General features: G+C 60.1%; 13 protein-coding genes. 7 read left to right on the forward strand and 6 right to left on the reverse strand.

Features of this window, described 5'->3' with window-relative positions; genetic code table 11:
• Positions 1-44: 44 nt before the first annotated feature.
• The gene (gene hslO, locus HBH25_RS07900) at positions 45-947 is read right to left on the reverse strand and encodes an Hsp33 family molecular chaperone HslO (protein ID WP_168083229.1); all 903 of its coding nucleotides are present in this window, start codon (positions 945-947) and stop codon (positions 45-47) included.
• A 107-nt stretch (positions 948-1,054) separates the two neighbouring features.
• Here hslO and HBH25_RS07905 point away from each other — a divergent pair, with 107 nt between their 5' ends.
• Positions 1,055-1,852, forward strand: coding sequence for a phosphatase PAP2 family protein (locus tag HBH25_RS07905; RefSeq protein WP_168083231.1), 798 nt, complete (start codon positions 1,055-1,057; stop codon positions 1,850-1,852).
• Here HBH25_RS07905 and HBH25_RS07910 read toward each other — a convergent pair.
• Positions 1,849-2,247: a S4 domain-containing protein gene (locus HBH25_RS07910; RefSeq protein ID WP_168083233.1), complete on the reverse strand. Its 399-nt coding sequence runs from the start codon at positions 2,245-2,247 to the stop codon at positions 1,849-1,851. The two genes, HBH25_RS07905 and HBH25_RS07910, sit on opposite strands and share 4 nt — an antisense overlap.
• Positions 2,248-2,451: 204 nt before the next feature.
• Here HBH25_RS07910 and rimB point away from each other — a divergent pair, with 204 nt between their 5' ends.
• Both rimB and rimK read left to right on the forward strand, forming a co-directional pair.
• Positions 2,452-2,934, forward strand: coding sequence for a retropepsin-like aspartic endopeptidase RimB (rimB, locus tag HBH25_RS07915; protein WP_168083235.1), 483 nt, complete (start codon positions 2,452-2,454; stop codon positions 2,932-2,934).
• Positions 2,931-3,836: a 30S ribosomal protein S6--L-glutamate ligase gene (gene rimK / locus HBH25_RS07920; protein WP_168083237.1), complete on the forward strand. Its 906-nt coding sequence runs from the start codon at positions 2,931-2,933 to the stop codon at positions 3,834-3,836. Before rimB ends, rimK begins: the two co-directional genes overlap by 4 nt.
• A gap of 26 nt (positions 3,837-3,862) precedes the next feature.
• On the opposite strand, the gene HBH25_RS07925 is transcribed toward rimK, so the two are convergent.
• Both HBH25_RS07925 and ompR read right to left on the reverse strand, forming a co-directional pair.
• Entirely contained in the window at positions 3,863-5,173 is a 1,311-nt protein-coding gene (locus HBH25_RS07925) for an ATP-binding protein (protein ID WP_168083239.1), read from the reverse strand.
• Positions 5,174-5,270: 97 nt separating this feature from the next.
• Entirely contained in the window at positions 5,271-6,011 is a 741-nt protein-coding gene (ompR, locus tag HBH25_RS07930) for an osmolarity response regulator transcription factor OmpR (protein WP_168083241.1), read from the reverse strand.
• 233 nt (positions 6,012-6,244) lie between these two features.
• Between ompR and HBH25_RS07935 the strand changes: the two genes are divergently transcribed.
• The 3 genes from HBH25_RS07935 (at position 6,245) to gshA (ending at position 10,699) form a co-directional block, all read left to right on the forward strand.
• A complete protein-coding gene (locus HBH25_RS07935; RefSeq protein WP_168083243.1) occupies positions 6,245-8,566 on the forward strand; it encodes a Tex family protein in 2,322 nt (773 codons plus the stop codon).
• Positions 8,566-8,949 (forward strand): PaaI family thioesterase, encoded by a 384-nt coding sequence (locus tag HBH25_RS07940; protein WP_168083245.1) that lies wholly within the window; start codon positions 8,566-8,568, stop codon positions 8,947-8,949. Before HBH25_RS07935 ends, HBH25_RS07940 begins: the two co-directional genes overlap by 1 nt.
• Before the next feature lie 166 nt (positions 8,950-9,115).
• Positions 9,116-10,699, forward strand: a complete 1,584-nt coding sequence (gshA, locus tag HBH25_RS07945) for a glutamate--cysteine ligase (RefSeq protein ID WP_168083247.1) — start codon at positions 9,116-9,118, stop codon at positions 10,697-10,699.
• A gap of 40 nt (positions 10,700-10,739) precedes the next feature.
• On the opposite strand, the gene argA is transcribed toward gshA, so the two are convergent.
• Together argA and argE are read right to left on the reverse strand one after the other, a co-directional pair.
• Positions 10,740-12,038, reverse strand: a complete 1,299-nt coding sequence (gene argA, locus HBH25_RS07950; protein ID WP_168083249.1) for an amino-acid N-acetyltransferase — start codon at positions 12,036-12,038, stop codon at positions 10,740-10,742.
• Positions 12,039-12,149: 111 nt separating this feature from the next.
• Entirely contained in the window at positions 12,150-13,304 is a 1,155-nt protein-coding gene (gene argE, locus HBH25_RS07955) for an acetylornithine deacetylase (protein ID WP_168083251.1), read from the reverse strand.
• Between the two features lie 132 nt (positions 13,305-13,436).
• Between argE and HBH25_RS07960 the strand changes: the two genes are divergently transcribed.
• A complete protein-coding gene (locus HBH25_RS07960; protein WP_168083253.1) occupies positions 13,437-14,801 on the forward strand; it encodes a CYTH domain-containing protein in 1,365 nt (454 codons plus the stop codon).
• Positions 14,802-14,895 lie beyond the last annotated feature (94 nt).

A 14,895-nucleotide genomic window follows, 5' to 3' on the forward strand; every position in this document is an offset into this window, starting at 1 on the left:
CGCTATTCCGGCGCTTGCAGGTCCATTTACAGTGCTGAAACTATTCAGTGACGACTATCTGACGGTGTATCGACCCCGCCGCCGGCAAAGAGTTGTGCAACATCGGCAGCATCGAACAAATAACGCTGGTTACAGAACTGACAATCGATTTCCACCCTACCGCCCTCTTCCATGAGTAACGCCTGTGCATCGTCTTCGCCAAGGCTGATCAATGCCCGCGCCGAACGCTCTCGCGAACAGCTGCATTGGAACCGAATAGCCTGGCGGTCGAACAACCGCACATCTTCTTCGTGATACAAACGGTGCAGTACCGTTTCGTTGTCCAAGGCCAGCAGCTCTTCACCGCTGAGTGTGCCCCCCAGCGTCAATACATGGTGCCAATGGTCATTGCGCTCGTCGGCATCTTTGAGTTTTTCGGCCGGCAGCTGTTGCAGCAACATGCCCCGCGCCTGTTTTCCGTCTGCCTCTAGCCAGAACCGGGTGCCCAGTTGCTCCGACAATGCAAAGTAGTTGGAGAAACAGGCGGCCAGGTCTTCACCATCCAACGCCACGATGCCCTGGTAACGCTGCCCATTCGTAGGGTCAATCGTCATAGCCAGAGTGCCATCAGGCATCAACGCCTGCAAGCCGTCTGCCATACCGGTCAGCGCCTCGTCATAACGTGCCAGGCCCCGTATCTCCAGTGTGTTGGAACACTCCACCATCAGCATCGAAACCGGCCCATCGGAACGGGCCTGAAGAATCAACAAACCTTCGAATTTCAACGTACCCGCCAGCAATGCGGCGGCAGCAATCAGCTCGCCCAACAGCTCGGCCACCGGCGCTGGGTAAGTATGGCGCGTAAGCACTTCGGTATAGCTGTGCTCCAACGACACCATTTCTCCACGCACGTCTGCATTGTCAAAGATGAAACGTTGAGTGAAATCAGTGTTTGGCAAATCGCTCATAGGTTCGGCTATCACAGAAAGATGACAAAATATGTATCGGTACTTTTATAAAAAGCCCGACTCGTAGCACCAGAAGGGTGCGAGTGGATGTCCTGATAGAGGTCTATATGAACAAACCGGCACTGTTCCGGGCAAGCTGGAATACGCGCGGGCTGGTCCTGTGCAATCTGTTGGCGATTGCGCTGCTGTGTGTATGGCTATGGCCGGCCGGCCATGCAGCTTTCACTGCATTCGATGAATCACTGTTCACCTTGTTGAACCAGCCCTTGGCGAGCAACGCCGGTTGGCGGTACATATGGACCGTGGGCAGCTTGCGCCCGTTCGACGCGCTGGTCGGGCTTATTCTACTGGCGCTGCTGATCCGAGGCGACTGGGTTTTCAAGGCTGCTCAGGTACGCCAGGCATTCTGGGGGTTTATCGCAACCTTGATACTGCTGCTGGTGGTACGGGCACTGTTCTCCAAACTGTGTGACGCCATGGGGTGGCAGCACGACAGCCCGACCATGGTGCTAACGGGGGCCATTCATTTGAGCGACTGGTACCCTCACCTGGAAAAAAAGTGGGAGCTCAAAGACCAGTCCAGCTCCAGTTTCCCGGGTGACCATGCTTCAGTGTTGCTGATCTGGGCGTTCTATATGACATTTTCCAGCCACCGGATTGGCCAGCGTGTGGTGATCTGGGCCTTGGCGTTGCTGTTCATGATGCCTCGGTTGGTAGCAGGCGCCCATTGGGGCCAGGACGACTACATTGGCGGCCTGGTCATGGCGCTGGTTGCATTGGGGTGGTCGTGCTACACCCCTTTCGTAGCCCATGCCAGTGCCTGGTTGGTGAAGGTCACCGCACCCGTGTTCCGCCTGCTGGGACACTTGCCCGTCGTTCGTCGGCTGAGCGTGATCAGCGCTTAACCTTCCGAACGGAAGCTGAACAACTGGCGGCGCTGCTTCTTCGAAGGCTTCCCGTCAGTTGTTACGCCCAACGCCCCGGCCTTGCGCAAGGCCGCCGCTTGCTCCCGACGTGCAACGCTGTCTTCTGTTTCGGCATACAACTGTTGCGCCTCGGGCGCCCCCCGGCGCACATCGCTCAAAGCCTTCACCACGACCGTACGCTCGTCAAAACCGGTACGTAGCTGAAACTCGTCGCCCAGCCGGGGCTCTTTGCCAGGCTTGCAGCGCTCCCCACGGCAATGCACCTTGCCGCTTTCGATGGCGGCTTTGGCCAAGGCCCTGGTTTTATAGAAACGTGCCGCCCACAGCCATTTATCAAGGCGAACTTTGTTGTCCTGCTCAGCCTGTTGTGCCACTGCGTAACCTCATTTGGAAACATTCATCCACTTTACTACCCCTGCGCAGGGATGCAACGTGGCCCCGCTTTGTTTAGAGTGCGGCACATGTTCAACCGCTGACGTAATCAGGCCCACTCCGCGGTCTATGCAAGGGCTTGGCCGCGTTGCGTTGCCAGCCTCAGCTCAGCCTCTTGAAGGGGCAATTAATTTTGGGCAAACCTGTTGAAGACTTTCGACCACCTTACCGTCATTGGCCTTCGCGAATGGATCGCGCTGCCCGAATTGGGCGTGGCAGGGCTACGTGCCAAGATAGACACAGGGGCCAGTACCTCCAGCCTTCATGCGACGGAAATCGAACCGTTTGAACGCGACGGCCAGCGCTGGGTGCGCTTCAACGCGCACCTGGGAACGGTGGTGCAGTTGCGCCACCGCCGGTGCGAAGCCCCGCTGGTGGCGAGAAAAACCATTAAAAGCTCCAATGGGCTGGCACAAACGCGCTATGTCATCCGCACCCTGATGGCCTTGGGTGATCGTGTATGGCAGGTGGAGTTCACCCTCGCTTGCCGCAAGGCCATGCGTTACCGCTTGTTGCTGGGGTCCAAGGCGCTGGTAGATGGCCAACTGGTAGTCAACCCTGGTGAAACGTACATACAAAATAAACCAACATCCCCGGCCTCTCTTTCCCTCTCTCCAGGTGCTGAATGAAAATCGCTGTGCTATCGCGCAACCCGCGCCTGTACTCCACCCGACGGCTGGTTGAAGCCGGAACAGAGCGCGGCCACGACATGGTAGTAGTGGACACGCTTCGGGCCTATATGAACATTGCCAGCCACAAGCCGCAGATCCATTACCGCGGCAAGCCCCTGGAAGGCTTCGATGCGGTGATTCCGCGCATCGGGGCGTCTGTCACCTTCTATGGCTGCGCCGTATTGCGCCAATTCGAAATGATGGGGGTGTTCCCACTCAACGAATCGGTTGCCATCGCCCGCTCCCGAGACAAGCTGCGCTCGCTGCAGCTGCTTTCCCGAAAAGGCGTAGGCTTGCCGGTAACCGGGTTTGCACACTCGCCGGACGACATTCCAGACCTGATCCAGATGGTCAACGGCGCGCCATTGGTCATCAAAGTACTGGAAGGCACACAGGGCATCGGCGTGGTGCTGTGCGAGACCACCAAGGCTGCCGAATCGGTGATCGAGGCCTTCATGGGCTTGAAACAGAACATCATGGTGCAGGAATACATCCAGGAAGCAGGTGGCGCCGACATCCGGTGCTTTGTGGTAGGTGACCGGGTAATCGCTTCCATGAAGCGGCAGGCCAAGCCAGGAGAGTTCCGCTCCAACCTTCACCGCGGCGGCAGTGCCAGCCTCATCAAGATCACCCCCGAAGAGCGCATGACCGCCATTCGGGCTGCCAAAGTGATGGGGTTAAGCGTAGCCGGGGTGGATATCCTGCGCTCCAACCACGGCCCATTGGTCATGGAAGTGAACTCGTCCCCAGGCCTTGAGGGCATCGAATCCACTACTGGCAAGAACGTTGCCTGCATGATTATCGAACACCTGGAGAAAAACAGCGGGCCCAACCTTACGCGTACACGGGGTAAAGGCTAGGCCAAGCGCATAGGCCGCTGGCTCGGCTATACCGCGTCCCGCGGTAGCATCAGGTTCAGTGGCAGGCGAACCCTGGCCTCCAGCCCACCGCCGGCACGGTTGCGCAGCTCCACGTTGCCGCCGTGCATGGAGGCGATACGCTTCACAATGGCAAGGCCAAGCCCTGTCCCTTTGCTTCTGGCACGGTCGCCTCGGGTGAAGGGGTTGAAGATACCTTCGAACTCTTGGGGTGCTATGCCTTCCCCTCTGTCCAATACACTGAGCACCACGTAGGGCGCACTGGAGTCACCCGACACGAAAGCCGCTACTTCAACCCCTTTGCCGGCATGGTACAACGCGTTACCAATCAGGTTGTTCAGCAGCCGTTTGATGGAAATACGCCGCAATGGGAAGGCCGGTATGGGTTCAAGGCACAGGCGTACACGCTGATCTGGCTGGTTGAAGGGCGCAACGACCTCTTCTACCAAGGCGCCCAAATCCGTTTCCTCTACGGTTTCGTCTCGACCGTCGCGGATAAAGGCCAGGAACTGGTCCAGAATGGCATCCATGTCCTCGATATCACGCACCATTCCTTCGGCGAATTCATTGTCGCTGCTCATCAAGTCAAGCGACAGGCGCAACCGCGTGAGCGGCGTTCGAAGGTCGTGAGATACGCCCGCCAGCATCAATTCCCGTTCGCGGCCTGCCTGCTCGACGTCTTCGGCCATTTGGTTGAAGGCACTGTAAACCTCGGTCATTTCGCTAGGGGTATCGCTGATAGGCAAGCGGATGCTCCGGCCCTGCCCCAGTTGCCGGGCCGCGAATACCAGGTGCTTGAGTGGCTGATTGAGCTGGCGTACGAAGATCCAGGCCGAGGCCGTGGAGAGCAGACCAATTGCCAGGAACCAGCCCAGCACACTCCAGATTTTCTGGCCGCGAAGCGGATGCGGGTACAGGGGGACTTTAAGCCAATCCTGCCCAATGCTGGGCGCTCGCACCCACAGAGCGGGCGGAGCATGTACCCGTAGCCGCACCTCGGTGTCTTCCCCTAGCTCTGCCTGCATCTGCCGCTGGTAGATCTCGCTGTAGGGCCAATGCTGCTCACCTTCTGGCACAGCGTCCTTGGTGACCCGAAGCAGCCCGGCCGCCTCTGCGATTTTGGCTTGGTTCTCCTCATCGGCTGACCAGTAGGCACGAAGCGTCAAGGCCACCCCGTGGCTGTATTGCCGATCTACCAGTACGTCCTCGTTCATGAGCAGGTAAACCAGGGTCAAAGCCTTGGAGAAGAGCACAACGATAAGGACCAGCCACAGCGTGCGGGCAAAGAAGCTCTGGGGGAACCACACAGGGGTTTTCATAGGGCCAGCCTATTTCGGGGTCATACGCCGAGCGCGCCGGCAAAACAAAAAGAAACGGGCAGGCATGCCTTTCGACATGCCTGCCCGACGCATTACGCTACTTGCCCGCGTTGCCGTCCGGCACGAACACGTAGCCCACTCCCCAGACCGTTTGTATATAGCGGGGTTTGGAAGGGTCAGGTTCGATCATGCGCCGAAGGCGCGAGATCTGTACGTCAATGGAGCGCTCCAGGGCATCCCATTCCCGGCCGCGGGCGAGGCTCATGAGCTTGTCGCGCGTGAGCGGCTCTCGTGCATGGGTGACCAGCGCCTTGAGCACCGCGAATTCGCCCGTGGTCAGCATATGCACTTCGTCACCACGCTTGAGCTCGCGCGTAGCCAGGGACAGGTGATATTCCCCGAAGGATACGGTCTCGTCACTGGCACCCGGCGCGCCTGGCACAGGCGCCGACTGGCGGCGCAGCACGGCTTTCACGCGTGCCGCGAGCTCGTCTGGATTGAAAGGTTTGGCCAGGTAGTCGTCGGCGCCCAGTTCCAGCCCTTTGATACGGCTCAGCTCATCGCCCTTGGCGGTAAGCATGATGATAGGGATCTGGTTGTTCGCAGCACGAAGCCGGCGACATGCCGAAAGACCATCTTCCCCCGGCAGCATCAGGTCCAGTACCACAAGGTTGAACACTTCCCGGCTCAAGAGGCGGTCCATCTGCTCCACGTTGGGCACGGCCCGAGCACGATACCCCTTGCTGACGAAGAAGCGCTCAAGCAGGCTGCTCAATCCCGGGTCGTCATCCACGATGAGGATTTTTTCACCTTCGTTGGTTTGGGCGGTGCTGCTCATGAATAACTCCTTTGCTGTCGGCCCACATTATGGCGCAGCCGCCGCGGTACGTGCTTCGCGCATTGTTAGCAGATTTTTCTTCGGCACCCTTGTATACCCCAAAATGGCTACCTCAGGGCCCCGTGCAACGTTTCGCTGGTTATAATGCGACGCTTTTTGCGCCGGCGAGTGCCCGGCCCGGTTTGCCGCCTGTACCTTGCAGGCGCAGGCATCACAGTCATTCAGGTGGTTTTATGGAAAGCATCAACAGCCGCATCGCCGAAGAACTGGGCGTGCGCCCACAACAGGTGGAGGCTGCGGTAGCGCTGCTCGACGAAGGCTCCACAGTGCCCTTCATCGCACGTTACCGCAAGGAAGTGACCGGCAGCCTGGACGATACCCAGCTGCGCCACCTGGAAGAGCGGCTGCGCTACCTGCGCGAACTGGACGATCGCCGGGCCAGCATCCTGACCAGTATCGAAGAGCAAGGCAAGCTTACTCCGGAACTGGCCCGTGACATCCGCCTGGCCGATACCAAGACACGCCTTGAAGACCTTTACCTTCCCTACAAGCAGAAGCGCCGCACCAAAGGGCAGATTGCCCTTGAAGCAGGCCTGGCCGAATTGGCCGACAGCGTACTGGCCGACCCCATGCTGGTACCGGAGGCCGAAGCCGCCCGTTTCGTGGACGTCGAAAAAGGATTACCGGATGTTCGCGCCGTGCTGGAAGGTGCCAAGTACATCCTGATGGAGCGTTTTGCAGAGGACGCCGCCTTGCTGGGCCGCTTGAGGGGCTTTTTAGGGGAACAAGCCACCCTGGCCGCCCGCGTCGTACCCGGCAAGGAAGAAGAAGGCGCCAAGTTCCGCGACTACTTCGAGCATGATGAGCCTTTGAAGAATGCACCCTCCCATCGGGCGCTGGCCATCTTTCGGGGCCGCAACGAAGGTATCCTGGCCGTATCGCTCAAGGTGGGGGACGAAGCGCCCGGTACGCTTCACCCTTGCGAGCTAATGGTGGCTGAACAAGTGGGCCTGAAAAACCAGGGCCGCCCTGCAGACAAGTGGCTGGCCGAAGTGGTGCGCTGGACGTGGAAGGTCAAGCTGTACACGTCCCTGGAAAACGACCTGCTGGGGGAGCTGCGCGAGCACGCCGAAGCGGAAGCCATCAATGTGTTTGCCCACAACCTGCACGACCTGCTGCTGGCCGCACCTGCCGGCCCGCGTGCCACGCTTGGGCTGGACCCTGGCCTGCGCACCGGCTGCAAGGTGGCCGTGGTCGATGCCACGGGCAAACTGCTGGATACCGCCACGGTCTATCCGCACGTTCCCAAGAACCAGTGGGACCAGACCCTAGCCGTGCTGGGCGCCCTTTGCACCAAGCACAACGTGGACCTCATCGCGATCGGCAACGGCACGGCCAGCCGTGAGAGCGACAAGCTGGCTGCCGAACTGATCAAGAAATACCCGGCGCTGAAACTCACCAAGGTCATGGTGTCTGAAGCCGGCGCCTCGGTCTATTCCGCTTCGGAGCTGGCTGCACGCGAGTTCCCCGACCTGGATGTGTCGATCCGTGGTGCTGTGTCCATTGCGCGCCGCTTGCAGGATCCGCTCGCCGAATTGGTGAAGATCGATCCCAAGTCCATTGGCGTGGGCCAATACCAGCACGATGTGTCCCAACTCAAGCTGGCACGCGGGCTGGACGCGGTCGTAGAAGACTGCGTGAACGCCGTAGGCGTGGATGTGAATACCGCGTCTGTAGCCTTGCTGGCACGCATTTCCGGCCTCAATACCACCCTGGCACAGAATATTGTCAGCCACCGGGACGCCAACGGTGCTTTCCGCACTCGCGCAGACCTGAAAAAAGTCAGCAGGCTGGGTGAGAAAACCTTCGAACAGGCTGCGGGCTTCCTGCGGGTCATGAATGGTGACAACCCGCTGGACGCGTCGGCCGTCCACCCCGAGGCCTACCCGCTGGTTCAACGTATTGCCGCCCAGACCGACCGGGATATCCGCTCGCTGATTGGCGACAGCGGCTTCCTGCGCCGCTTGGACCCTGCCCGCTACACCGATGAAACCTTCGGCCTGCCTACGGTTACCGATATCATCAAGGAACTGGACAAGCCTGGCCGTGACCCTCGCCCCGAGTTCAAGACCGCTGCCTTCCAGGAGGGCGTTGAAGACCTCAAGGACCTACAGCCTGGCATGGTGTTGGAAGGGGTAGTGACCAACGTTACAAACTTCGGGGCCTTCGTGGACATTGGTGTTCACCAGGACGGCCTTGTGCATATTTCAGCGCTGTCTGAGAAGTTCGTGAAAGACCCCCGCGAGGCGGTGAAGGCCGGTGACGTGGTCAAGGTCAAGGTGATGGAAGTGGACATCCCGCGAAAGCGCGTGGGCCTGTCCATGCGTATGAGTGACACGCCTGGGGAAAAAGTCGAAGGCAACCGTGGCAACAGCCGCCCCGGCGGAAATCGCTCGTCGAGTACGCCCAAACCACGGGAAACCGCTACTGCTGCACCTGCCACAGGCGCCATGGCAAACCTGTTCGCCAATGCCAAGGCCCTGAAGAAGCGCTGATGGATATTCCCGCCCAAGCGACGCAAAGCGCATTCAGCCAACTGCTGGGCTGTAGGGTGGTGGCGCTGGAGGAGGGCCGCGCGGAAGTGGCCCTCGCCCTCACGCCACCGCTGCGTAACCGTGGCGGGGTACTGCATGGGGGCGCATTGTTCAGCCTGGTCGATATCGCAATGGGCCTGGCCTGCTCCACGTCACATGGTTTCGACAAACAAAGCGCTACCCTGGAATGCAAGATCAATTACCTGCGGCCGGTGTCAGAGGGTGAGGTCACCTGTGTGGCCACGGTACTCCATGCCGGCCGTCGGACATTGGTTGTAGAAGCACACGTGTCGCAAGCTTCCAAAATGGTGGCCAAGGCACAGGGTACCTTTGTCGTTCTATAGCCCCGCTGCTTGAAGTGGGGTAAGTTCGGCACGTAAGCGGCAACGCCGAATGGCCTCCAGACGCAACCTGTAATGAACAGGTTGATAACGATCAGGCGCCTCCTCGACCTTGCAGAACGTCACGGCCATCCCCATATCGGGGCGATCGACGCGTAAGGACATCAACTTGAGCGAACTTCTGAACCGCCGCCTGCACCTGCTCGGCGAGCCTGCCAACCTGCCCCTGCTCAAGCAGTGCCTGCATGGTATAGAGCGCGAATGCCTGCGCGTAACCGTTGAGGGTAGGCTGGCACAAACGCCGCACCCTGAAGCGCTCGGCTCTGCGCTGACCCACGAACAGATCACCACGGATTACTCCGAAGCGCTGGTCGAGTTCATCACCCCTGCGCTGCCAGACCCTGCCGACACACTCGAAAGCCTGGATAACATCCATCGCTTTGCTTACACGGCGCTGGGTGAAGAATTGTTATGGGCCCCTTCTATGCCTTGCGCATTGCCCGCCGAGGAAGACATACCGCTGGCCTGGTATGGCAGCTCCAACATTGGCCAGCTCAAGCACGTGTACCGCAAGGGACTGTCCATACGTTACGGGCGCACCATGCAGTGCATCGCCGGTATCCACTACAACTTCTCGTTGCCTGCCCCTCTGTGGCCCCTGCTACGGGCGGCAGATGCCAGCGACAGTACAGACCGGGACTTCCAGTCTGCTGCGTACATTGGCCTGATTCGCAACTTCCGCCGCTACAGCTGGCTATTGATGTATTTGTTCGGCGCTTCACCGGCATTGGATATCGGCTTCCTGCGTGGCCGACCGCATCGGCTGGATACCTTGGACGCCAGCACGCTGTACCTGCCCTACGCCACCAGCTTGCGCATGAGCGACCTGGGCTATCAGAACAATGCCCAAGCCAGCCTTACGCCCTGCTACAACGACCTGCAAAGCTACACCGAAAGCTTGCGCAAGGCCGTGGCCACACCCTACCCGCCTTATGTGGACATCGGCACCCACAAAGACGGTGAGTGGGTACAGCTCAACACCAATGTGCTGCAGATCGAAAACGAGTACTACTCCAGCATTCGGCCCAAGCGTGTGACGTATACCGGCGAGCGGCCGATTCAGGCGCTAATGGCCCGGGGCGTTCAGTATGTTGAAGTACGGTGCCTGGACATCAACCCGTTCCTGCCAACGGGCGTGGACCTGGAGCAGTCGCGCTTTCTGGATGCGTTCCTGATGTACTGCGCCCTAGAGGAGAGCCCCCTGCTGGAAGGGCCGGAGTGCAGCGATTGCACGGACAATTTCATGAAGGTGGTGAAGGAAGGCCGTCGCCCTGGGCTTGTACTGCAACGCAACGGCGAAGCCATCACGTTGCAAGGCTGGGCCAATCAGTTGCTGGAGTCCATTGCCCCCCTGGCCGAGCTGCTGGATCAAAGCCACGGGCTTGAGGGGCACCGCCGTGCACTGGATACCATGCGCGCACGCGTGGCCGATGCTTCCCTCACGCCATCGGCCCAAGTGCTGGCCAACATGGTGGAAAACAAGGAAAGCTTCAGCCAGTTCTCCATGCGCCAGACCCTGGCCCATGCCGAGTACTTCCGCAGTACGCCTTTGCCTGCCGAGCTGCGAGATGCCTTCGAGGCACAAGCCAGCGCGTCACTGGAGCAGCAACATACGCTGGAGCGTGACGAAGTCGGGGAATTCGACCTGTTCGTATCGGCGTATCAGGCGAGTATCCTGGGTATCAGCCAGTAGCCGGCTACCCGGTGAACATGAACCGGGCGGCAGGGCGGACCTATAGGGTTTTCTCGAAAATCTTCGAATTACGTGTGAAGTTGTAGAGCGAGGCGCGCGCCGTCGGCAGCCGCTCTACACTGCTAGGGCTGAAGCCCCGCTCGCGGAACCAGTGCGCCGTGCGAGTGGTAAGCACGAACAACGTTGAGAGGCCCTGTTGGCGCGCGCGCGCCTCGATGCGCTCCAGCAACTCATCCCCCCGGCCACCGTGACGATATTCCGGGTTCACCGCCAGGCATGCCAGCTCGCCTGCCTCTGAGTCGGGAATCGGGTAGAGCGCGGCACAGGCGATGATCATGCCCTCACGCTCCACCACACTGAATTGTTCGATCTCGCGCTCCAGCACTTCTCGCGAGCGCCGCACAAGAATACCTTGCTCCTCCAGGGGGCTGATCAGCTCGATCAGGCCGCCAACGTCTCCGATGTTGGCTTCGCGTACCTGTTCGAACTGCTCTTGGGCGACCAGTGTGCCGCTACCGTTGCGGGTGAACAACTCCGCCAGCAGCGCACCATTTTCGGCATAGCTGACAATATGGCTGCGGGCCACACCCCCGCGACAGGCCTGCGCAGCAGCGTCCAGCAGCTCGCCTTGGTAATCACTGCCCAGGCGTTCCAGATGAGCGGGCACCTGCTGAGGGCGCAGTTCGCGTACCAGTTGGCCGCGTGCGTCCAGCAGGCCAGGGTCGGCGCCAAATAACAGCAGTTTGTCGGCTGCCAGGTCGATAGCAGCACGGGTGGCCACGTCTTCGCAGGCAATATTGAAAATCTCCCCCGTCGGGGAATACCCCAAAGGGGACAGCAATACAATGGTGCGCTCATCCAGCAGGCGGTTGATGCCTTTGCGGTCGATCCGCCGTACTTCACCGGTGTGGTGGTAATCCACACCTTCCACTACGCCAATAGGGCGTGCGGTGACCAGGTTGCCGCTGGCGACACGAAGGCGGGCGCCCTGCATGGGCGAGGACGCCATGTCCATCGATAGACGGGCCTCGATGGCCACCCGCAGGTAGCCCACGGCATCGATCACGCATTCCAGCGTAGGGCCATCAGTGATACGCAGCCCTCTGTGGTAATGAGGCGTAAGGCCTCGTTGGGCCAACCGGCTTTCGATCTGCGGGCGCGACCCATGCACCAGCACCAGGCGCACGCCCAGGCTATGGAGCAGCACCAGGTCGTGAACGATGTTGCCGAAGTTGGGGTGCTCAATGCCGTCACCGGGCAGCATTACAACAAAGGTGCAGTCCCGGTGGGCGTTGATGTAAGGAGAAGCATGGCGAAGCCAATTGACGTATTCGAACATGGAGCAGCCTGTACAGAAATTGGAACGGATAGAGTGCGGGGAATGGGGACGGTTATCGTCGTAACAGGCCTGGCAACACGCGCACATCTCCTTTTTCTGTAGGCTCCACGGCTAGGCTTGAACAGGCCGCAGGCAATAATGTTCGACAAGGTCCTGGATCAGACGCAGCGTAGGGGGCAAACGTGACATTTCAAGGAATTCCCCTGGCTGGTGCGCACAGGCAATATCGCCTGGCCCCAAGACGATGGTTTGGCAGCCGAGCTGTTGAAGATACGGGGCCTCTGTTCCGAATGCCACCGCTTCTGCCCGGTGGCCGGTGAGTTTTTCTGCCACTTGTACCAGTTCGCTGCCTGCTGGCTCTTCGAACGGTGACACCTCAGAGAACAGCGGCTTGTAGTCAATCTCCACGTGGTGCCGTTCTGCAACAGGGCGAAGCTTTTCAGTAATGGCTTCGCGCAGCATGGCAGGGTCCATGCCCGGTAGAGGGCGCAGGTCAAACTCCATCGAGCATTGCCCGCAGATGCGGTTCGGGTTGTCACCCCCGTGAATGCAGCCAAAGTTCAGCGTGGGCTGGGGCACACCGAACTGGGGGTTCTGATAGCGCGTTTGCCATTCCTTCCTCAGGCCCATCAATGCACCAATCGACTCATGCATGGCTTCCAACGCACTGTGGCCCAGGCTGGGGTCGGAAGAATGGCCACTGCGCCCCAGAATATCGATGCGCTCCATCATCACGCCTTTATGCAGGCGCACAGGCCGCAGGCCGGTGGGCTCGCCAATGACGGCCGCCCTGCCCAAGGGCGCACCTTCGCGGGCCAGTGCCTTGGCGCCAGCCATGGAGCTTTCTTCGTCACAGGTGGCCAGGATCAGCAAAGGCTGGCGGAAGGGCTGGGTCAGCAAAGGGCGAACCGCTTCGATCACCAGCGCGAAGAAGCCCTTCATGTCGCAGCTACCCAGGCCTACCCAGCGCCCATCAACCTCGGTCAACTTCAGCGGGTCTGTGGCCCACAAGCGTTCGTCATACGGTACCGTGTCGCTATGGCCGGCCAGTACAAGGCCGCCAGGGCCCGTGCCATACGATGCCAGCAAGTTGTATTTGCCCGCTGACACTTCGCGCACATCGCAATTGAATCCCAGCTCGGACAGCCAGCCTGCCAACAGGTGGATCACCGGGCCATTGCTTTGATCGAGGCTGGGCTGAGTACAGCTCACCGAGGGGGTGGCCACCAGGGCGGCAAAGCGTTCCTTGAGTGTCGGCAAAGGCATCGCATACTCCTTGAAGCATTATGAACGGGTGGCTGGCCGACCAGGGCCGGGGGCATAGGCCCTGTGACTGCTGTACACTGCCAGGCTACTTGCCTCTACGCTACGCCTTGTCTGCGTCTGGAAATACCCACCATGCACAAAGAAACCGAAATCAAATTGCGCGTCAGCCGCGAAACCCTGGCTGCCTTGCGCGAGCATCCCCTGCTGAAAAAACGTAACAAAAGTGGATGGTCTCGTCACGAACTGCTCAATCAGTATTTCGATACCCCTGAGCGTGACTTGGCGCAAGCACGCGTGGCACTACGCCTTCGAAAGGACGGGGAAGACGTGATCCAGACGCTTAAAACCCGCGGCCAGAGCGTTGCTGGGCTATCCGAGCGCAACGAATTCGAATGGCCCCTGGCCAAAGCCAAACTGGACCTGAAAAAGCTGGACGACAGTTGCTGGCCGGCCGACCTGGCCGAGCTGGACAAGAAAACCATCAAACCCTTGTTCACTACCGACTTCGTGCGCGAGAAGGCCGAAATTGCTTGGGGCCGCGGCAAAGCCAAGGTCGTGATCGAGGCCGCCTTGGACCTGGGCAAGGTAACAGCCGGCAAACTGTCGGAAGAAATCTGCGAACTGGAGCTGGAACTGCGCGAAGGTGACCCTGCCGCCCTATTGGAACTGGCCCATGAACTGGCCGCCAGCCTACCTTTGATGCCCTGCGACATCAGCAAGGCGGAGCGCGGATATCGCCTGCTTGCCCCTGCCAGCTATACCCTTGCCGTACCGGCACCTACGCTAGAAGCGGACCAGCCACTGGACGATGCTTTTACGTCGATTGCCTGGCACCTGCTAGGTAGCAGCCAGCGGCTGGCCGAACAGTATCGGCACACTGGCCAATGGCGCTTGCTTCAAGACTGGGTACAGCAGCTGATCGAGCTTCGCGCATTGCTGGGCAGCCTGGGCCAGGCGGCGCCTCGCCCCACTACGCATGACCTGCGTACAGAACTGGACGCACTGCTTGAAGACTGGCGGCCACTGCTGGATGCCGGTCAGGACGATGAAGACATCCGTGCCGCGGCCCCAGAGCAATTCATTGAGGAACTGACGGACCCGCGTTGGGGCCATTTCTCGCTGAGCCTGTCGCGCTGGCTGCTGGCGCGCAGCTGGACGGTAGAACGTGCCAACCGTGGCAACCGCCAGGGACAAGCGGCCTTGGCCAATTGGCTGGCTACGTTCCTCAAGGAAGAAACCAGTGCCCTGAAGCTGGAACGTTACGAAATGCAGCCTGAGGACCTCGCCGAGCAGCTGCCACGCATAGAGCGCGTACAAGTCTGGCTGCGCCACGCCCGCCAGGTGCTGGCGGTGGAAGAAACCGACCGCCTGTATGGGGAGCTTAACAAGCTGCACACCCTGGCCTGCCTGCCGGTCAGCGACGACGTGCTGCAGCCGCGCGCAGACCAGGCGGCCGTTGTCAGCCGTACCCGCGCCTGGAAGGCCTTGTCGCGCTGAAGCACGTACATATGCGCTGACAGTTGCCGCCTGCACTGGAGGTGAAGCCGGAGTAATATCTCCCGGCCGGGCAAGGATGCCCCTCACCGCACAG

The sequence above is a fragment of the Pseudomonas quercus genome, from assembly GCF_012033695.1.
Taxonomy (GTDB): domain Bacteria; phylum Pseudomonadota; class Gammaproteobacteria; order Pseudomonadales; family Pseudomonadaceae; genus Aquipseudomonas; species Aquipseudomonas quercus.